Annotated in this window: 17 protein-coding genes and 1 pseudogene; 9 read left to right on the forward strand and 9 right to left on the reverse strand. The window is 70.3% G+C overall.

The features are described 5' to 3' along the window. Positions 1–229: 229 nt before the first annotated feature. Together F7R91_RS33775 and F7R91_RS33780 are read left to right on the forward strand one after the other, a co-directional pair. Positions 230–1,432: a CaiB/BaiF CoA transferase family protein gene (locus F7R91_RS33775; RefSeq protein ID WP_150955877.1), complete on the forward strand. Its 1,203-nt coding sequence runs from the start codon at positions 230–232 to the stop codon at positions 1,430–1,432. 35 nt (positions 1,433–1,467) lie between these two features. Next, positions 1,468–2,643, forward strand: a complete 1,176-nt coding sequence (locus tag F7R91_RS33780; RefSeq protein WP_150955880.1) for an acyl-CoA dehydrogenase family protein — start codon at positions 1,468–1,470, stop codon at positions 2,641–2,643. A gap of 62 nt (positions 2,644–2,705) precedes the next feature. Here F7R91_RS33780 and F7R91_RS33785 read toward each other — a convergent pair whose 3' ends face one another. Next, on the reverse strand, positions 2,706–3,635 hold the full coding sequence (locus tag F7R91_RS33785) for a LysR substrate-binding domain-containing protein (RefSeq protein ID WP_150955882.1): 930 nt from the start codon (positions 3,633–3,635) through the stop codon (positions 2,706–2,708). A 153-nt stretch (positions 3,636–3,788) separates the two neighbouring features. After that, on the reverse strand, positions 3,789–4,043 hold the full coding sequence (locus F7R91_RS33790) for an EF-hand domain-containing protein (RefSeq protein ID WP_150955884.1): 255 nt from the start codon (positions 4,041–4,043) through the stop codon (positions 3,789–3,791). 527 nt (positions 4,044–4,570) lie between these two features. On the opposite strand from F7R91_RS33790, the gene F7R91_RS33795 reads away from it, so the two are divergent. Both F7R91_RS33795 and F7R91_RS33800 read left to right on the forward strand, forming a co-directional pair. After that, positions 4,571–5,782: an MFS transporter gene (locus F7R91_RS33795; RefSeq protein WP_191971753.1), complete on the forward strand. Its 1,212-nt coding sequence runs from the start codon at positions 4,571–4,573 to the stop codon at positions 5,780–5,782. 62 nt (positions 5,783–5,844) lie between these two features. After that, positions 5,845–6,321, forward strand: coding sequence for a hemerythrin domain-containing protein (locus tag F7R91_RS33800; protein WP_150955888.1), 477 nt, complete (start codon positions 5,845–5,847; stop codon positions 6,319–6,321). Positions 6,322–6,457: 136 nt separating this feature from the next. Here the strand turns inward: F7R91_RS33800 and F7R91_RS33805 are convergent, their stop codons facing one another. Together F7R91_RS33805 and F7R91_RS33810 are read right to left on the reverse strand one after the other, a co-directional pair. Next, positions 6,458–6,748 (reverse strand): zinc-ribbon domain-containing protein, encoded by a 291-nt coding sequence (locus F7R91_RS33805; protein ID WP_150955890.1) that lies wholly within the window; start codon positions 6,746–6,748, stop codon positions 6,458–6,460. 125 nt (positions 6,749–6,873) lie between these two features. Beyond that, on the reverse strand, positions 6,874–7,656 hold the full coding sequence (locus F7R91_RS33810) for a GAP family protein (protein WP_408056083.1): 783 nt from the start codon (positions 7,654–7,656) through the stop codon (positions 6,874–6,876). Between the two features lie 175 nt (positions 7,657–7,831). Between F7R91_RS33810 and F7R91_RS33815 the strand changes: the two genes are divergently transcribed. Next, positions 7,832–8,815, forward strand: a complete 984-nt coding sequence (locus F7R91_RS33815; RefSeq protein ID WP_150955892.1) for a YhjD/YihY/BrkB family envelope integrity protein — start codon at positions 7,832–7,834, stop codon at positions 8,813–8,815. Between the two features lie 39 nt (positions 8,816–8,854). On the opposite strand, the pseudogene F7R91_RS33820 reads toward F7R91_RS33815, so the two are convergent. After that, positions 8,855–9,808: pseudogene (locus F7R91_RS33820) on the reverse strand (DUF389 domain-containing protein). Between the two features lie 210 nt (positions 9,809–10,018). On the opposite strand from F7R91_RS33820, the gene F7R91_RS33825 reads away from it, so the two are divergent. Further along, positions 10,019–11,833, forward strand: coding sequence for a glycoside hydrolase family 15 protein (locus F7R91_RS33825; protein ID WP_150955894.1), 1,815 nt, complete (start codon positions 10,019–10,021; stop codon positions 11,831–11,833). Positions 11,834–11,838: 5 nt separating this feature from the next. After that, positions 11,839–12,786, forward strand: coding sequence for a cyclase family protein (locus F7R91_RS33830; protein WP_408056086.1), 948 nt, complete (start codon positions 11,839–11,841; stop codon positions 12,784–12,786). A gap of 51 nt (positions 12,787–12,837) precedes the next feature. Here the strand turns inward: F7R91_RS33830 and F7R91_RS33835 are convergent, their stop codons facing one another. Further along, a complete protein-coding gene (locus F7R91_RS33835; protein ID WP_225320944.1) occupies positions 12,838–13,809 on the reverse strand; it encodes a 2-hydroxyacid dehydrogenase in 972 nt (323 codons plus the stop codon). A gap of 114 nt (positions 13,810–13,923) precedes the next feature. Between F7R91_RS33835 and F7R91_RS33840 the strand changes: the two genes are divergently transcribed. Both F7R91_RS33840 and F7R91_RS33845 read left to right on the forward strand, forming a co-directional pair. Then, positions 13,924–14,454, forward strand: a complete 531-nt coding sequence (locus tag F7R91_RS33840; RefSeq protein ID WP_225320934.1) for a gluconokinase — start codon at positions 13,924–13,926, stop codon at positions 14,452–14,454. Positions 14,455–14,467: 13 nt separating this feature from the next. Further along, positions 14,468–16,048: a GMC oxidoreductase gene (locus tag F7R91_RS33845; RefSeq protein WP_150955896.1), complete on the forward strand. Its 1,581-nt coding sequence runs from the start codon at positions 14,468–14,470 to the stop codon at positions 16,046–16,048. A 73-nt stretch (positions 16,049–16,121) separates the two neighbouring features. Here the strand turns inward: F7R91_RS33845 and F7R91_RS33850 are convergent, their stop codons facing one another. Genes F7R91_RS33850 through F7R91_RS33860 form a run of 3 tightly spaced genes read right to left on the reverse strand, consistent with a single transcriptional unit; the run spans position 16,122 to position 19,509 of the window. Further along, complete coding sequence (locus F7R91_RS33850) at positions 16,122–17,165, reverse strand: cytochrome d ubiquinol oxidase subunit II (RefSeq protein WP_191971747.1); 1,044 nt, start codon at positions 17,163–17,165, stop codon at positions 16,122–16,124. Beyond that, positions 17,162–18,643, reverse strand: a complete 1,482-nt coding sequence (locus tag F7R91_RS33855) for a cytochrome ubiquinol oxidase subunit I (RefSeq protein WP_150955898.1) — start codon at positions 18,641–18,643, stop codon at positions 17,162–17,164. Before F7R91_RS33855 ends, F7R91_RS33850 begins: the two co-directional genes overlap by 4 nt. Positions 18,644–18,672: 29 nt before the next feature. After that, the gene (locus F7R91_RS33860; RefSeq protein WP_225320935.1) at positions 18,673–19,509 is read right to left on the reverse strand and encodes an SDR family oxidoreductase; all 837 of its coding nucleotides are present in this window, start codon (positions 19,507–19,509) and stop codon (positions 18,673–18,675) included. Between the last annotated feature and the right edge of the window lie 35 nt (positions 19,510–19,544).

Consider the following 19,544-nt stretch of genomic DNA (forward strand, 5'->3'; position numbering starts at 1 on the left):
CGAGGCCACCGGCTCCGACCTGGGTGTATTGCACGCGTTCCGCGCACAAAGATGCGTCAGGTCGTCGTTGACCGCGATCTGCGGCCGGGCCAGGGTGGTGGAGACACTTCGGATTCCGATCACCCGTTTCCGGTCACCGAACTCTTCCCGTCGTCGAACTCACCGGCCCGTCAACGCCGTTGGAGCGCTCGTGGTGACGGAGAACGGTTCGGATCAGAGAGGAGGGTGCGTGGGCACCCAGCACGACACGCCGGACCAACGGGCCGGTGGTCCCGACGCGGGCGGGCGCGGTGCGCTCGACGGTCTGCGTATCGCCGACTTCTCCCGGGTTCTCGCCGGTCCCTATGCCACCATGCTTCTCGCCGACCTCGGCGCCGACGTGGTGAAGGTGGAGCGGCCGGGCATCGGGGACGACACCCGGGCCTGGTACCCCCCGGCCGACCAGAACGGCACCTCGACGTACTTCCTCGGCGTCAACCGGAACAAGAGGTCCGTCGCCCTGGACCTCACGACCGAGGACGGCCTCGCACAGGCCCGCGCCCTCATCGCCCGGTCCGACGTGCTGGTGGAGAACTTCCGTCCCAACACCATGGAACGGCTGGGGCTCGGCCACCGCGAACTCCGCGCCCGGCACCCGGGACTCATCTTCTGCTCGATCAGCGGCTTCGGCAGTGGCGCGGGCGCGGCGATCCCCGGATACGACCTGCTCGTGCAGGCCATGGGCGGCCTGATGAGCGTGACCGGGGACGCGGCAGGGGAGCCCATGAAGACGGGCGTGGCCCTGGTCGACGTGATCACCGGGCTGCATGCCGCGCTCGGCATCCTCGCGGCCGTCCGGCACCGGGACACCACGGGAGAGGGCCAGCGTGTCGAGGTCAACCTGCTCGGCTCACTGCTGTCCGCCATGGTCAACCAGGCCTCGGCGTTCGCCGTCGCCGGTGTGGTTCCGGGCCGCCTGGGCAACGCGCACCCGAGCATCGCCCCGTACGAGACCTTCGCCTGCGCCGATCGTCCCCTCGCGATCGCGGTGGGCAACGACCGGCAGTTCGCGGTGCTCGCCGAAGCCGTCGGGGATCCCCGACTCGCCCGCGACGACCGCTTCCGCACCAACGCCGACCGGGTCGCTCACCGCGCCGCCCTCCGCGACATCCTGACCGAACGCCTGCGCGCCCAAGGCGCGGACCACTGGTCGGCCGTCCTGCTGGCCGCGGGAGTGCCCGCCGGACCCGTCAACACCATGGACGAGGCATTCGACCTGGCCCGGAAGCTCGGCCTTCCCGGCATCGTCGACATTCCCGCCACGCCCGGCGACACAGCGGAGCAAAGGCCCTCCCGGCAGGTCGCGAACCCCATCGCGCTGAGCGCGACACCCGCCCAGTACCGCCTGCCGCCACCGGGCCTGGGCCGGCACACCGCGGACATCGTCCGCTGACCTTTCGACCACACCGTCACCACCAGGAGCACACCATGAGCCGCAAGCCGATCAAGGACCCCCTCGACCTGCTGGACCTCCCCTCCACCCTCACCGACGAGGAACGCCAGATCCAGGCCACCGTCGCCAAGTTCCTCGCCGACCGGGTGCGCCCGCACCTCGGCGAGTGGTTCGAGAACGCGCACTTCGCGCGTGAACTTGCCCCCGAACTGGGCAAGTTGGGAGTACTCGGCATGCACCTCGACGGATACGGCTGCGCCGGGACGAACGCGGTCGGCTACGGCCTTGCCTGTCTGGAACTGGAGGCGGCGGACTCCGGCTTCCGCAGCTTCGTCTCCGTACAGGGCTCGCTGTCGATGTTCTCCATCTGGAAGTGGGGCTCCGAGGAGCAGAAGCAGGAGTGGCTGCCCCGGCTCGCCGCCGGTGAGGCGATCGGCTGCTTCGGCCTGACCGAGCCCGACTTCGGCAGCAACCCCGCCGGCATGCGCACCCGGGCCGTCCGCGACGGCGGCGACTGGATCCTGAACGGCTCCAAGATGTGGATCACCAACGGCGGCATCGCCGATGTGGCGACCGTGTGGGCGCAGACCGAGGACGGCATCCGCGGCTTCCTCGTGCCCCGCGGAACGCCCGGATTCACCACGCAGGACATCAAGCACAAGATGTCGCTGCGCGCCTCCGTCACTTCGGAGCTGTACTTCGACAACGTACGACTGCCCGACTCGGCGCGGCTGCCGCACGCGGAGGGCCTGCGCGGACCGCTGTCCTGTCTGAACGAGGCCCGCTTCGGCATCCTGTTCGGCGCGGTCGGCGCGGCGCGCGACTCGCTCCAGGCGGCCATCGAATACGCCGACTCCCGGGTGCAGTTCGGCAAGCCCATCAGCGCCTTCCAGCTCACCCAGAAGAAGCTCGCCGACATGACCGTGTCCCTGTGCGGTGCCGCTCTGCTCGCCGTGCACCTGGGCCGGCTGAAGGACCAGCACCGCATCCGGCCCGAGCAGATCAGCGCCGGCAAGCTCAACAACGTCCGGGAAGCGCTCGCCATCGCCCGCGAGTGCCGCACCGTCCTCGGCGCCAACGGGATCTCCCTGGAGTACTCGCCGCTGCGGCACGCCAACAACCTGGAGTCCGTCCTGACCTATGAGGGCACCAGCGAGATGCACACACTGGTCATCGGCCAGGCGATCACGGGCCAGGAGGCGTTCCGCTGATCGCCCACGGCGTCCGCCGCCCGCACGCGCCGGACGCCGCTGTGGTGACGGGCCCTCAGAGCCTAACGGGGTTCCAACAGCTCAGGCCGGTGGCTGTTCCCGGCGGCGGCCGCCTCCCGCAGATGCCGGATCACCCCGAGCACCGCGGGCGAGGTCTCGCCCCTGCGGTAGGCGCCCACCAGCCGGGTGGTCAGTGGTACGTCCGCCAGGGGGCGGTAGACGACTCCCGGTATCTGCACGCGGCGCAGCGAGGCCGGGACCAGGGCCACGGCAAGCCCGCCGCCCACCAGCGTGAGCGCGGCGATGAAGTCCCGTACCGGCGAAGCGCACCGCGCAGTGAAGCCGCCCAGCTCGGCGACTTCCAGGATCTGGTCGCGGCAGCCGTACTCCTCGTCGAAGTGCGGGGCCACGAACCACTCGTCGCGCAGCTCCGCTGCCGGTACCGCCTCGTACGCCGCCAGCGGCGCGCCGGCCGGCAGGGCCACGACGACCTCCTCGGTGAGCAGGCAGGTCGCCACGACCTCCGGCGGGTACCCGGGTCTCCAGCGCAGAAAGCCGACGTCGATGTCCCCGCAGGCCAGCGCCTCCAGCTGGGCCGGTGTCTCCAGCTCGCGCACCTGCACCGTCACCTCGGTGCCGAGGGCCGCGCAGCGGGTGAGGACATCGGTCAGCACTCCGGAGAACGCGGCCGAGGCGACGTAGGCGATCTGGGCATGCCCCAGCTCCCCGCGCCCGGCGCGCCGGCCCACCGACTCGGCCCGGGCGACCTGGGCCAGGGTCAGCCGCGCCTCCTCGAGGAACAGCTGCCCGGCGCCGGTGAGCGCCGGGCGGGCGCGCCGCCCACGGTCGATCAGCCGCACACCGAGATGCGACTCCAGCGCTCTGATCTGGGCGCTGAGCGCCGAGGGAGCAAGATGCAGACGATCCGCCGCCCGCGCGAAGTGCAGTTCCTCCGCGACGGTGACGAACGACTCCAGCCAGCGCAGTTCCACCGCTCCTCCGTCCTGCCGGGCCCGTGCCGACGAGTGCTGCGGCCGTGTGCACACGCGTGGGCGCGGAGCACGACGGCTCAGTCGGCATCGTGCGGCTGCCGGCGGCCGGGACCGGCCGCCTTGCGGCCGTGCCGTGGGGTGGCCCCTGCGGGGTCAGTGCCAGCCGAAACGGCGGTCCACCACCGCCGAGAACTCCTCCAGGGTCAGTACCGCGTCCCCGTTCTGGTCGGCGGCGTCGAAGAACGCCGAGGACGCGTCGGCGTCTCCCAACGCCCAGAACGGCAGATCACCCGACGCGGCCAGCGAGGGGCCCTTGGTCCGCATGGCGATGATCACCTCGTCACGGGTCAGGGTCCCGTTGTGGTCGAGGTCGAGTTCCTCGAACAGCTTCCGGGCCTTGTCGCTCATCTCGTCGTCCCCGTTCCTTTCACCGGGCGGGCCTGCTCACCCATCCACACAGGTAGACGCCCCGGCACCGGCCAAGGTTCCCCACCCCGCAAACCCGCCTCCGTCACTCGCGGAGCGCGTCGTACGGGGACATCCGTAGGGCGGGACGTTAGACGGGCGCGCGGTCGTGCACCGTGGGCGGTTCGGCCCTACTGACGGGGCCGGTCGGCCCTGGCGGGAACGGTGGCGAATCGGCCCTGGTGGGGACGGCGACGGACGGGAGGGGGAGCGCGAAGGGACGACCGGGCCCGAACGCCGGGCCCTCTGCTCGATCGGTAGGGACTGATGGCCCCTGGGGCGCGTGGGTCCGGATGCGGACAGTGGTTACGGGTCGCCGCAGTGCAGGCAAGAGGCCTGCTGTGCACGTGCGAACCGGGTGGCGCCGTACCACCACGCACTGGAAAGGGACGGAGAAAATGGTCCAGCAGTCGAAGTCGAAGAGCGACAGCTCACCGTCAGGGGCGCCGGTATCCGGCCGGGCCTGGCTGATGCTGGCGCTGGCCACCGTCGGTTTCGCCGTGAACTTCTGGGCGTGGGCGCTGCTGAGCCCGCTCGGCCCGCGGTTCAAGGACAGCCTCGATCTGACCTCTTTCCAGCAGTCGCTGCTGGTGGCGGTGCCCGTCGTGGTCGGCTCCCTGGGCCGGATCCCGGTGGGCGCGCTGACCGACCGCTTCGGCGGACGGGTGATGTTCCCGATCGTGTCGGCGGCCACCATCGTGCCCGTGCTCTATCTGGGCCTCGCCGGGCACTCCTCGCTGACTCAGCTTCTGATCGGCGGGTTCTTCCTCGGGATCGGCGGTACCGCGTTCGCCGTCGGTGTGCCGCTGGTCAACGCATGGTTCCCGCCCGAGCGGCGCGGCATGGCGATCGGCGTCTTCGGCGCCGGCATGGGCGGCACCGCGATCAGCGCCCTGACCACCGTGAAGCTGGTCGACGCCAACAGCATGTCCACCCCCTTCGTGATCACCGCGGTCGTCCTGGCTGCCTACGCAGTCGTGGCCGCGCTGCTGCTGCGTGACGCCCCCGGCCGGATCGTGCCGACCGAACCGCTGGGACGCCGGCTGGCCGCCACCGCCCGACTGAGCATCACCTGGCAGGCGGCCGCCCTGTACGCCGTGGCCTTCGGCGGCTACGTCGCCTTCTCCGTCTACCTGCCCACCTACCTCAAGACCGGCTACGGCCTCACCCAGGCCGACGCCGCCAACCGGATGGCCGGGTTCGTGCTGCTCGCGGTCGCGATGCGTCCGATCGGCGGCTGGCTGTCTGACCGTCTGGACCCCGCGCGCGTGCTGGCCGGCTCCCTGACCGTGGTGGTGGCCGGAGCGCTGATCCAGTCGTTCACCCCGCCGCTGGCCCCGCTGGGCACCGTCGCCTTCCTGTCCATGGCAGCCGCGCTCGGCGCGGGCAGCGGCGCGACCTTCGCCCTGGTCGCCCTGCTGACCCCGGCGAACAAGGTCGGCTCGGTCACCGGCGTCGTCGGCGCCGCGGGCGGACTCGGCGGCTTCGTCCCGCCGCTGGTCATGGGCTCGCTGTACGGGGAGTACGGCACCTACGCGGCCGGCCTCGCCCTGCTCGCGATCGTGGCCGCCGCCGCGCTGGCCTACACCCTCACCAGTGTCCGCGCCGCGGTCGAAGGCCGCGGGGGCAAGCCGCGCACCGGCGGCCGGCCCGAGACCCGTACGGTCGAGACGACAGCGTAAGAGGCGAGCGGACCACTACGACGGGACCTGAGGAAATCCGAGAGGGACAAGGGAGCAGCACCGTGTGCGAGTACTGCGGCTGCCAGGCCGTGGAGACGATCGACGAACTGACCCGCGAGCACGACGAGGTCGTCCGGCTGATCAGCCTCCTTCGCCCCGCCCACCGGGACGGTGACCTGTCCCGGATGACGGAGACCGCCCGGGAGATCGCGAGAGTGCTCGGCCCGCACACCCGGGTGGAGGAGCACGGACTGTTCCCGGCCATGGCCGAGGACTTCCCCGAGCAGATCGCCGCCCTGGAGGCCGAGCACCGCCGCATCGAGGCCGTGCTCGACGAGGCCGCCGACGGCGCCACGCCGTCGGACCCGGCCTGGCCGGACCGGCTGATGGAGGCGATGGCCGTGCTGCGCGACCACATCCTCAAGGAACAGGACGGCGTCTTCCCGGCCGCGCTCGCGATCCTCAGCACCGAGCAGTGGGAAGCGGTCGAGGCCGTACGTACCGAAGCCGGCGGCACCTCCTCCCGGCCGGCCGCCTGACGGGTCGTACCCCCGGCCCGCAGCGCAGCATCCCACCCAAGTCCCGTGCCCCGCTCATCCCGAGCGGGGCACGGGACTTGACGGTGCAGAGATGCCCAACCGGACGTCGGCCTCGCGCCACAAGTCCGGTATCCGTTCAGGACCGGTACGGCTGCTGCTGCGGCTGCCCGTAGGTCTGAGCGCCGGGGCCACCCGCGGCCTGGGCCTGGAGCTGCTCCGCCTGCTCCTTGGTCACCTTCTGCTCCGCGCCGCAGAATGTGCACTGGGTCGCGTACTTCGTCGAGACGGGGAACAGCGGCACGAAGAACAGCGTGAACTTGGTGACGCGCTTCCTGAGCGTGTGCGCGGACGGATTGCCGCAGCCGCCGCACACGAGCGTCAGTATCGCGAGCTGGTACAGGTAGCCCTTGGTGCCAAAGATGATCATGTGGGTCCCTCCCCGGTCAGTGCCTGTCGCCACCGTGCCGCCGAGCGGCACGATGCCGTCACAGTCTCGCGTATGAATCAGCCGTGCCGGCGCAATGGCCGGTCCTGCAGACGCTCGCCACGGCTTCAACTGGTCAGCTGATAGATGCTCTTTCCGGTCAGATACAGGCCGATCAGCAGACATCCGGCCACGATCGCCTGCTGCTGGTGGCCCTCCATCCAGGCGCGCATCCTGAGCAGCCGGGGCTGGGCCGATTCCGGCGCGAAGACCACATACAGCTCGGCGGCCAGCAGCGTAGCGGTGGCGAGCAAACAGAAGGAGAACAGCGCCAGCCAGGTCGAGAAATGGGACGTGTTGGCTTCCACGACCGTGACCGCGCCTGCGGCCACCAGGCCCCAGGGCTGTAGGAGTACGGCGAGGCCCGCGGACGCCCCCACGGAGCCGCGGTCCAGCCGGGATCCGATGGACGAGGAGGACCCCCGGCGCGACGAAACGTCCGGCTCGGACGTGTCCGGGTGGCCGGCCTCGGACGTCGCCGTGGTGGCTGCGCTCGGCGTCCGGTCCCTGACGAGTTGTCGGCGCCGGTGCCGGTGGGCGCCGTAGAGCACCAGCGCCACGCCGATGGTGAGCTTGATGGCGAGGGCCGCCGTGGAGGGCGGGGACTTGGGTGCCGGGGGCTGGCCGCCGGTCAGTGCCAGGACCAGAGCGATCACCGCGACGAAGCACGCCAGCCACCCCAGGATGAAGGTCAGCCCTTTCCACACCCCTCTGGCCGATGCGACCACCAGCACGAAGGCCATGACGGGAAGGGGGTCGAGCGTGATGGCGAGGGCGATGAGCAGCAGGTCGAGGACCATGGGGTGATCCCATCGTGCACGGAACACGTCGAGCCTATGCACGGAGCTCATCGGCCGCATCTCCTGCCCGGTGCCCTTGCGCGAGGCGGTCTTCCGGGGTGCCGGGGCACGCGCCGTCGCGCACTCTGGACGTAGGAAGGAGCGGCTCAATGAACACCTCCGCACGGGTGCTGCCGGCGGATGGGAGCGGGTTGCCGTGGCCGGGCGTCGCCCCCATCGGCGGCTGATGCCGCCCGGAGACACCGGGAACGGCCGAGGACAGCCGCGCGGCGGGCCCGACGAGGCCGGCCCCGAGGCCGGTGCGCGCCGACGGACCCGTTCGGTGCTGCGTGCGTCGTGGTGGAGCGGCCGGGCCGGTGCGCTGGCGGCGTGGGCGAAGGCATTCCACGCGGGGCTCGAGACCCGGTTTCCGGTCATCACCCGCCTCGTGGACCGCATGCTGTCGGTGAACATCTTCGACTCCGCCACCCGCCTCGCGGCTCAGTGCTTCCTGACCGCGATCCCCTTGATCTTCGTGATCGCCGCCTACGCCCCGACGGCGGTGCGGGATCAACTCGTGGGATCGGTGAGTGCCGTCTTCGGTCTGAGCGGGGCGTCGAAGGCCCAACTGGAGCAGGCGTTCAGTCCCACGAGCAACGAACTGAAACAGGCCACCGGCGTGGTCGGCGGACTGATGGTGCTGCTGTCGGCCACCGCCGTGAGCCGCGCGATGCAGCGGTTGTGCAAACGGGCCTGGCAGATACCCCGGGCGGGGACGAAGATCGCTCCGTGGCGGTGGGTCGCGTGGATCGGCCTCTGGCTCGGAGTGCTGGTCATGCAGGAGCCGCTGCGCAAGGGGTTCGGCCTCGGGGCATGGCTGGGGGTTCCGCTCACCCTGGTGACTCTGACGTCGCTGTGGTGGTGGACCCAGCACCTCCTGCTGGGCGGCCTCATCGGCTGGCGGCCCCTCCTGCCGGGTGCCGTCATCACGGCGATCGCGTCGACGTGCCTGTCGCTGACGGCACATTTCTATATGCCGCGGGCTCTCAACCGGGCCTTGACCGAGTACGGTTCCGCGGGTTCGGTGTTCGTCCTGCTCTCCTGGCTCATCGTGGTGTGCGTGGCCGTCGCGATCGGCATCAGCGTGGGCGCGGTCCTGGCCCAGGAGCCGTTCCTGGCGCACCGCCTGGGTACTCCGACGTCTTCACCCGGTGGGGCTGTCCGCCGGTGACTGCCTGCCGCAGCACCCTGGCGGCCCGCCCGTTCCGCGTCACCCGCCGCGCAAGCGCGCGGAGCGCCGTCCGACGCGTTGCCAGAAGGCGCGTTGGCAGCGGAGCGTCAGCACGCCCACCACGATCAGCAGGACGATGTTCAGCAGGAGCTGCATCAGTGACCCGCGCGCCTGGCTCCAGCTGGAGAACGCGCAGGACACTCCGACGTCGGCGGCGGCCGGGATGGTGGTGACGGAGATGAAGACGCCGAGGAGCGCGCTGGTTCTGGCCTGGGTGAGCGACACGATCCCGACGATTCCCGCCAGTACCGCGACGACGACGGAGAAGACGTTGGGGGCGTCGATGAGCGTGGAGACCGGTCTGATGCCCAGCTCGAACGCTCTGGGCTGCAGGTCGAGGCCCCGGATGGCCCAGGAGAAGAGGAACGTCACCACGACGGCCAGGGAGAATCCCAGCGTCAGGGCGAACAGGCCCCGACGGATCCTCTCGTGGTTGTGGTGGTGCAGGCCCAGCGCGATGCTGGTGATGGCGCCGTACTCGGGTCCCACGACCATCGCCGCGACGATCAGGATCTGAGAGTTCGTCAGAATCCCGACCGAGCCGATGATTCCGGCGATCGCCAGATACAGATAGAAGCTGGGCAGGTAGGTGCCCTCGGCGCGGACGCGTGCCTCGAACTCCTCCCAGACCGGCGCATGGGCGAGCGCCCCCAGGTGCTGCTGCTCCGCCCGGGCGGCCGTGGTGGAGAAGGCCATGTCGACCGGCTCGACGACGATGGATCCGCGGCGGTCGAGTTCCAGGTCGCGCAGGCCGCGCAGCATGGCGTTGGCCGCTCCGGCCAGGATGTCGCACGCCACCGTGTCGCCGTCGGGATTGCGGGCCAGTCCGCGATGCACGACGAGGTTGAAGACCTAGCGGTCGTCGGCCAGCAGTTCCACGGCTCGGGAAGTGAGGTCAGGAGGGCTCACCAGCCGGACGTGGATCATCTCCATGGGCAACCTCCGTCGCTCGGCGCGCGCTGGGCCGACATCAGTCAGTAACGCCCGACCGGCGGACGGTCGGCAAACCGGCACCCCGCTTTCCGCCGGTGCGCACCGCCTGTGACCAGGACCGACCCGTCGTCGATCGCTCCGGCATGGCGAGGACCACTGGGGTGAGCGATGGTGGTTCCCAGGAGCATCTCCGAGCCTGGAGGAGTGGCCATGGACCGCTACCCTCCCATCGCCGAGCACGGCCTGGTGGGCGACCTGCAGACGGCGGCCCTCGTCTCGTCCGAGGGCGTCGTCGACTGGTTCGCCGCTCCCCGGTTCGATTCCCCCAGCATCTTCGCCGCCCTGCTCGACCACGACCGCGGCGGCTACTTCCAACTGGCGCCCGAGCACCCGGACGTCACCTGCAAGCAGCTCTACTACCCCGACACGGCCGTTCTGATGACACGCTTCATGTCGCCCGATGGCGTGGGCGAGGTGATCGACTTCATGCCTCCCGACCGGACCGGCATCGCCACCGACACGCACACCCTGATCCGGGTGGTGCGCGTCGTACGCGGGACCGTCGACCTCCGGCTCGACTGCCGGCCGCGCTTCGACTACGGCCGGGCCGAGCACGCGCTCGAAGTCGACGACAGGAAGGCCGTGTTCCGGGCTCCCGGAATCGACGCGCATCTGCAGACCACGTTCCCGCTGGAGCGGAACGGCCGTGACGTACGCGGCCGGGTGACCCTGCGCGCCGGAGAGTTCGGCGGCGCCGTCTTCACGGTGTGCGCCCCCGGAAAGACGCCGGAACCCCTCACGGTCGAAGGTGTCACCAAACAGTTCTGGGACGTCGTCGACTACTGGCACGCGTGGCTGCGCAAGTCCCGCTACCGCGGCCGCTGGCCGGAGCTGGTGCACCGCTCGGTGATCACCATCAAGCTCCTCACCTACGCCCCCACCGGCGCCCTGGTCGCCGCGGCCACCATGGGGCTGCCCGAGCAGGTCGGCGGGGAGCGCAACTGGGACTACCGGTTCACCTGGGTGCGCGACGGCGCCCTGTCCGTGCGGGCCCTGCTGGACCTCGGCTTCGCCGAGGAGGCCACCGCCTTCGTCCACTGGCTGGTGCAGCGGCTGCGCGAGCGCGAGGGCAAGGAGGGCGAGCCGCTGCAGACGATGTACCGGATCGACGGCAACCCCGATCTGCCGGAGGAGATTCTCGACCACTTCGAGGGCTACCGGGGCTCCTCCCCGGTGCGTATCGGCAACGGTGCCGCGGACCAGCTCCAGCTCGACATCTACGGCGAGGCGCTCTACGCGATATCCCAGGGCCGTGAGCTCGCCCACCAGGCCAGTTACGAGGGGTGGAGGACGCTGGCCAGAACGCTGGACTGGTACGCCGACGCCTGGGACCGGCCGGACGAGGGCATCTGGGAGACCCGTGGGGGCCGCAAGGACTTCACCTACAGCAGGCTGATGTCCTGGGTGGCCTTCGACCAGGGGCTGCAGCTGGCGGAGCGCTTCCGCAGGCCCGCCGATCTGGAGAAGTGGCGCACCGCGCGGGACGCCGTCTTCGACCAGGTGATGCGACGTGGATGGAGCGAGCGGGAGCGCGCCTTCGTCCAGCACTACGACGGCGACGTCCTCGACGCGTCTCTCCTGATCATGCCCAGGGTCAGGTTCCTCGCACCGCAGGACCCGGCATGGCTGTCCACGCTCGACGCGATGGAACGCAGGCTCGTCTCCGACAGTCTCGTCTACCGCTACGACCCTTCGGCATCACCGGACGGCCTGCGCGGCTCGGAGGGCACCTTCAGCCTGTGCACCTTCCTCTACGTGGACGCGTTGGCCCGGGCCGGCCGGCTGCCGCTGGCCCGCTACACGTTCGAGAAGATGCAGACCTACGCCAACCACGTCGGTCTCTTCGCCGAAGAAGTGGGGCCGAAGGGGGAGCAACTGGGCAACTTCCCCCAGGCGTTCACCCATCTGTCGCTGATCATGGCGGCCGTCACTCTGGACGAAGCGCTCGACCGGGAAGGAAAGTGAGCGTGGTGCCCACCCCGGCGGCCCCCGCGCCGCGGCTGAGCGCCGAAGACTTCGCCGCACTCTGCGCACGCGTCCGCCGCGAGTCCGGCGACGGCGCCCACGAGGTCTCGCGCGGCGCCCTCGACACCATCAGACCGGGTCATGTGCTCGCGGCCGCGGCGGAGGTGAGGTCGGGCCGTACGGTGACGATGGCGGCGCAGGTGCAGACGGAGCCCGGTCCCGACGATCCCGAGCCGTGTGTGCACGTCATGACCGGCGCCGTACGGGGGGCGATGAAGCGGAGCGGACTTGGGTTCGCGAGGGACCGCTTCACGATGAACGTGCACGGCGACGCCGACAGCCATCTCGACGCGCTGTGTCATGTGATCTACGACGGCACGCTGCACGGTGGCGTCGACGCCGACACCGTCACGACGGCCGGGGCCACGGCCCTGTCCGTCGAGGTGGCCCGCGACGGAATCGTCGGACGGGGCGTGCTGCTGGACATCCCGCTGCTGCGCGGGGTGCCGTGGCTCGAACCGGGCGACCACGTGACCCCCGACGACCTCGCCGAGGCCGAACGATTCCACGGCGTCCAGGTCGGCGAGGGCGATCTGCTCTTCGTCCGGGTCGGCCATCGCCGACGCCGTGCCGAGCTGGGGGCGTGGCACACGGCGGACGAGCGCGCCGGTCTTCACCCCTCCGCGCTGGAGTTCCTGGCGGACCGGCGGATCGCGGTGCTGGGCGGCGACGGCAACAACGACACCGCCCCGAGCTGCACCGAGGGCGTCGCGTTCCCCGTCCATGTGCTGGCCGTCCATGCGATGGGCGTCCATCTGCTGGACTACCTGCAGTTCGAGGACCTGGCCGCGGCCTGTGAGGAGGAGCAGCGCTGGTCGTTCCTCTGTGTGATCGCCCCCTTGAGACTGCCGGGCGGCACCGGCTCGCCGGTCAACCCGATCGCGGTGTTCTGAGGACCCATGAACTCCCCGATCCGAGAACCGGCGTGGGGCGCGAGGCCCGCGTCATGGCACCCGCGGCGGGACCGTGTTGGCCAGTGGTTCGCCCTGGAGGTAGCGCAGCAGCTGAGCCCGGATCAGGCGCAGCGCACGCGGCAGGAACGCCGAGGTGGTGCCGCCGACGTGCGGGGTGATGAGCGTGTTGGGGGCGCGCCAGAGCGGATGCCCGGCGGGGAGCGGTTCCGGGTCGGTGACATCCAGGGCCGCACTCAGCCGTCCGGTGCCGAGTTCGGCGAGCAGCGCCTGAGTGTCGACCACCGGTCCCCGGGACACGTTCACCAGCAGCGCCCCTTCCCGCATCAGAGCGAGGAAGTCCGCGTCGGCCAAGCCGCGGGTGTCGGCGGTCAGCGGGACGGTGAGCACCACGACGTCGGCGCGGGGCAGCAGCTCGGGCAGGCGGGAGACGGAGTGCACGGGACCGTGCGTACTCTCGCGGGCGCTGCGGGCCACCCGCAGCACCTCGCATTCGAAGGCGCCGAGCCGCGCCTCGACCGCGGAACCGATGGAGCCGTAGCCCACGAGCAGGACGGTGCGATCGGCGAGCGCCGGCCGAAAACCCGTCAGCCACTGTGCCCGGTCCTGATGGCGGACGGATTCGGGAACACCACGCAGCGCCGCGAGCGTGAGCGTCACCGCCAGCTCGGCGGTGCTCGCGTCGTGCACCCCGGCCGCGTTGCACAGCACCACGCCGTCGGGGATGTGCCGGCCGAGCTCCTCGACACCCGCGGACAGCGACTGCACGACCCTAAGTGCCGGCAGACGGGGGAGCAGCGGCAGGGCCGCGTGCGTGAAGGTGTAGGGGACGACGAAGAACTCCACCGCCGCCAGGCTCTCGATGCCGGGCCGGACGCCGGTCCCGTCCCAGACCGCGACGGGCAGATCCCCCGGCAACTCCCCGATCTGCGACGCCGGGTACGGGAGCAGGAATCTCGCGGCGTCAACGCCGGCGGGACGGTCCCTCGGGCTCATGGGGCTCATAGGGCTCATGGCGCGAATGTAGAGGCCGGCGGACCCTCGGCCGGTTCACCGGGCGGCACCCCGTCCCCGCCCCGGCGCGAATCGAGCCGGACGGAGGAACCCGCGAGGAAGGCCGTGGGAGCAGCGTCTCCGGCGCCGCCGGTCGTGGTCGTGATGGGTGTGTCGGGATCGGGGAAGTCCACGGTGGGCCGGCTGCTCGCGGAACGGCTCGCGGTTCCCTTCGTGGAGGCGGACGGTCTCCATTCGGCCGCGAACCGCGCCAAGATGGCCGCCGGCCGGCCGCTCGACGACGAGGACCGCGGGCCGTGGCTGCAGTCGGTCGCCGACTGGATCCGGCGGGCGACCACGTCCGGCAGGGGCGGGGTCATCGCCTGCTCGGCCCTCAAACGCGCCTACCGGGACGCGTTCCGTGGGGCCGGACCTGTCCTCTTTCTGTATCTCGCGCTCGATCGGGCCGCCGCCCGACGACGCGTCGAGAACCGCCGCGGGCACTTCATGCCCGCCCGGATGGTGGACTCCCAGTACGCCGCCCTCGAACCGCTGCGACCGGACGAGCCCGGCGTGACCGTGGATGCCACGGCCGACCCTCGGAGCATCGTCGACGAGGTGTCGCGCGCATGTGCGAAAGCAGCCGACGACTCCTAGAACGGGGCATCGCATGGCCGACGAGCAGCACTACGACGTCATCATCATCGGCACGGGAGCCGGCGGCGGCACACTCGCCCACCGGCTCGCTCCCACCGGCAAGCAGATCCTGATCCTGGAACGCGGCGGCTATCTGCCCCGGGAGCGGGACAACTGGGACTCCACCGCCGTCTTCGTCAAGGGCATCTACCGCGCCCCCGAGTTCTGGTACGACAAGCACGGCAACTCCTTTCCTCCGGAAGTGAACTACTACGTCGGAGGCAACACCAAGTTCTACGGCGCCGCGCTCTTCCGGCTGCGCCCCGAGGACTTCGGCGAACTGCGCCACCACGACGGCATCTCGCCCGCCTGGCCGATCGGTTACGACGTCCTGGAGCCGTACTACACCCAGGCGGAGCAGCTCTACCTCGTCCACGGCCGGCACGGCGAGGACCCGACGGAAGGGTTCGCCTCCGGCGAATACCCCCACCCGCCGGTGGAACACGAGCCGCGTATCCAGCAGCTCAGCGACGACCTGGAGAAGCAGGGGCTCCATCCCTTCCATCTGCCCATGGGGGTGAACCTCACCCAGGACGAGAACGGCAGGGCGACCCATGACAGCGTCTGCATCCGCTGCGACCGGGTGGACGGCTTCCCCTGCCTGATCGGCGCCAAGTCCGACTCCCAGGTGATCTGCGTCGATCCGGCGCTGGAACACGACAACGTCACGATGGTGACGGGCGCCCATGTCAGACGTCTGGAGACCGACCCGACGGGCCGCACGGTGACCCGCGTGGTGACCGAGCTCGACGACGGTACGACGGAGGGATTCAGCGCCGACATCGTCGTCGTCGCGTGTGGAGCGGTCAACTCGGCCGCACTGCTGCTGCGTTCGGCCAACGACAAGCATCCGGGCGGTCTGGCCAACAGCTCGGACGTGGTGGGCCGACACTACATGCGGCACAACAACCTGGCCCTGATGGCGGTGTCGAGGGAACCGAACCCCACCAAGTTCCAGAAGACACTGGCCCTGAACGACTGGTACCTGGGGGCGGACGACTGGGACTTCCCGCTCGGCGGCATCCAGATGCTGGGCAAGTCGGACGCCGAACAGATCCACGGCGAGGCCCCGCGCTGGGCCGGTGCGGTCACCCCGGACATGCCGTTCGAGATGCTCGCCCATCATGCCGTCGACTTCTGGCTGTGCGGGGAGGACCTTCCCCTGCCCGAGAGCCGCGTCACCCTCGACAGCAACGGGGACATCCATCTCGCCCTCGACGAGAAGAACAACATCGCGGGCCTCAAACGCCTCCAGCACAAGCTCAAGGGGATGCTCGAACACCTGGGCATGCACAGGCACCACCTGCTGTCGCACAGCATCTACCTCCACAAGGGGATGCCCATCGGGGCGACCGCCCACCAGGCCGGTACGGTCCGGTTCGGCACCGATCCCCGCAGCTCCGCCCTCGACATCGAGTGCAAGGCCCATGACCTCGACAATCTCTACGTCGTCGACACGAGCTTCTTCCCCAGCATCGGCGCGGTGAACCCGTCGCTGACGGCCATCGCCAACGCCCTGCGGGTGGGCGACCACCTCGCCGAGCGGATCCGCTGACAAGGCGGGCGAGGCGGAGCCGGCGGCGGGTGGCCCTGCCCCCCGGCTCCGTCGCGGCCGAGCCGGGGGTCCGTCACCCGTCCGTCTCGGACGCGCCGGACGCCTGCGTGTCGGCGTCGGTGAGCGGCTCCAGCCGGCCCAGCGTGTCGAGCCGGTACAGCAGCACCAGCGCCGGCCCGACCAGGACCACCGCGACAACCGTGACGAACGCCAGCCAGCGCAGCGTATGGGCGGCGCCTGCCGCGTCGGCCACCGTCAGCGTGGTGGGCAGCACATAGGGCCGCTGCGCGAAACCCCAGGCGCCGACGGTGAGGGCGACACTCGCCGCCGAGGTGTAGCGGGTCCAGCCGTACGACCGGCGCACCAGGAGTAGCGCCGTGGCCAGCCCGCAGACCGCGGCCAGGACAACCATCAGCAGTCCCAGGCCCCTGGTGAGGCCCTCCCAGACATAGCGGGCGTCGTCATGGGTGACGGGCAGCGCGATGAGCGCGAGGACGACGATGGCCGCGAAGGCCAGCAGAGCCCGCAGCCGGAAGTAGTCGACGAGCCGGTCCTCGCCGAACCTCCGGGCGTCGGAGCAGAGGTAGACCGCGCCGAGGAAGGCGCTGGCGGCGATGACCAGCAGCCCGGTGATGACCGAGGTCGGGTTGGCCCAGGCGTGGGCAGAGGCGGTGGTTCCGACCTCGACCCGCCCCGAGGCGATACCGCCGAGCGCCGCCCCGAGAAAGAAGGGTGTGACGAGCGAGGCGATGGCGAACGCGGCGCCGTAGAGTCGCCGTTGGGCCAGCCGACGGGACGGCTTGCGCAGGGCGAACCCGGCCCCCCGGAGCACCAGACCGACGGCCGCGAGCGCGAGCGGCAGCCACATGGCCTCGAAGACGGCCTGGAACATCGTCGGGAAACCCGTCCACATGATGACGAACACGAAGATCAACCAGACGTTGTTGACCTCCCAGACCGGCGCCATCGCGTGGTCGATCAGCCAGCGGGGCCGTTTGCCGCGCTCCGCGCCGCCGGCCAGCAGGTCCCAGAAGCCCGCACCGTAGTCCGTGCCCCCACCGCAGGCGTAGGCGGCGATGACGACGACCAGCACCCAGGCGATGAAGTCCGCCATCATGGAGCACCGTCCCCGTGCCGGTCCGGGCCGCCCCGGGGCGAGGCTCCGGTGGGAGCCGGCCCGTGCTCGGCCCGGGGGCCGTACGGGGTGTCCGCTTCCGGGTCACCCGCGCCGCCCGCGGTGGGAGTCTCGTCGGCGATGCGCCACCGGGTGCGCATCTTCAGGATGATCGCGAGGAACGCGGCGAACACCATCAGGTACACGGCCATGACGAGGCCGAGCATCGCCCACAGGGCTCCGGCGCCGGTGTCGGTCACCGCCTCGGAGACCCTCATCCGGTTGTAGACGATCCACGGCTGACGGCCCACCTCCGTGGTGATCCAGCCGCATTCGACCGTGACCAGGCAGGCGGCACCGGCGACGGCGGCGCTGCGGAAGAACCACTTGCTGTGCGGCAGATCCCGGCGTCTGAGCCAGCACCAGCCGTACCACAGCGCGAGCAGGATCAGCAGACTCCCGACGGTGACCATGATGTCGAAGGCCCAGTGGGCGATGGTGGCCTGAACCGCGGTCGGCCGGTCCGAGGCGGGCACCGACGTCAGTCCGGTCACCTTGGTACTCGGCTTGAAGCCGGCGAGGATCGAGTCCAGCTGAGGGATCTTGATGCCACCGGAGATCGTCCCGTCACTGTTCAGCCGCCCGAACAGATACTCCGGCACGTGTGTGTCGGTCTTCCAGACGATTTCCATGGCCGCGAACTTGATCGGCTGCTTGTGGAACACGGCACGGGCGGTGGCGTCGCCGATCATGAACTGGATGGGCGTGAGGATCGCGGCCACGGTGAACGGCACCGTGAAACCGAGTCGGTGGTACCGGTCGCGGCGCCCGCGCAGCCACCCCACGGCATACACCCCGGCGACCACGTAGCCGGCGGTCATGAACATCGCGACAGCGAAGTGCCAGTACTGCGGGCCGAACATGGGGGTGAAGATCGCCTGCCGGACGTCGACATCGGTGGGCTCGCCCTGGGCGTCCAGGCCGAAGCCCTGCGGGGTGTTCATCCACGAGTTGGCGGCGATGATGCCGAACGCCCCCAGCAGGGCTGCCAGCGGCAGCGGAGCACCCAGCCAGAAATGGGTCCACGGCTTCAGACGGCGCCAACCGTAGAGATAGACCGCGATCAGGACGGCCTCCAGGAAGAACGCCCACGCCTCGACGCCGAAACCGAGCCCGAAGACATCACCCCAGCGCCCCAGCATGCCGGGCCACAGCAGACCGAGCTCGAACGACAGCACCGTGCCGGTGACGACACCGATGGCGAACTGGACAGCCATCACCGCCGACCAGCGCCGGGCCAGCTTGAGGGCGACGGCGTCATTGCGGCGCAGCCCCCGGTAGTGCATCAACAGCGTGATGAACGGGAGCGCCACTCCGAAGGGTACGAGCAGGATGTGCGACCCCAGAGTGAAGGCCATCAGCTCACGGGCCGGCAGCAGTTGGGGCGGTGTGTCCGCCAGGTAGGTCACTGAACCGAGCATGTGGACCTCAGCGGTCTGCGCACCGGAGCTCAGCCTCCGGTGGCGAAGCCGGGGAAGAGGGTCATCCCGCCGTCGACGTAGAGCGTGGTGCCCACGACATAGTCGAGGAGGTCGGAGGCCATGGCGACGACGGCGTTGGCGATGTCGTCCGGGTCGCCGACACGGCCGTAGGGGATCAACTGCAGCAGGCTGGCCTCCGCCTGTGGGGTGGACCAGGCGTCGCGGTTGATGGGGGTGCGGATGGCGCCGGGACCGATGGCATTGACCCTGATCTTGTGGGGTGCCAGCTCCTGGGCGAGCGTCTGCATCAGCATGCCGACCCCGCCCTTGGAGGAGGCGTAGTTCACGTGTCCCGACCAGGGGATGATCTGGTGGACCGAGCTCATGCAGATGATCTTCCCGGCCGAGCGGGACACCTCTTCCACGACGCCGCGCCGCACGAACTCCTTGGCGGCCTCACGAGCGCAGAGGAACTGGCCGGTCAGATTGACGTCGATGACCTTCTGCCACTCGGCGAGTGTCATCTCGGTCAGGGCGGAGTCCCGCTGGAGGCCGGCATTGGCCACCATGATGTCGATGGTGCCGAACTCCTTGACCATCCGGGCCACCATGTCGGCCACCTGCTGCTCGTCGGACACGTCGGCCTCGTGGGCGTAGGCCCGTACCCCGAAGGCCTCGATCTGCTCCACGACCTTGTCGGCCTCGTCCGCGCCGACGACGTAGTTCACCACCACGTCCGCTCCGGCCCGGCCCATGGCCACGGCGGTCGCCAGACCGATGCCGGAGTTGGCACCGGTCACACACGCCTTCTGGCCCCTGAGCAACTGCAGGGGCCCGGGCCGACTCTTGTCGACGTTGGTCGCCACGATCTCTCCTTCTGCCCTTCTGAACGGAGCGCTCT

The sequence above is a fragment of the Streptomyces luteolifulvus genome (assembly GCF_008806595.1).
Classification (GTDB): Bacteria; Actinomycetota; Actinomycetes; order Streptomycetales; family Streptomycetaceae; genus Streptomyces; species Streptomyces luteolifulvus.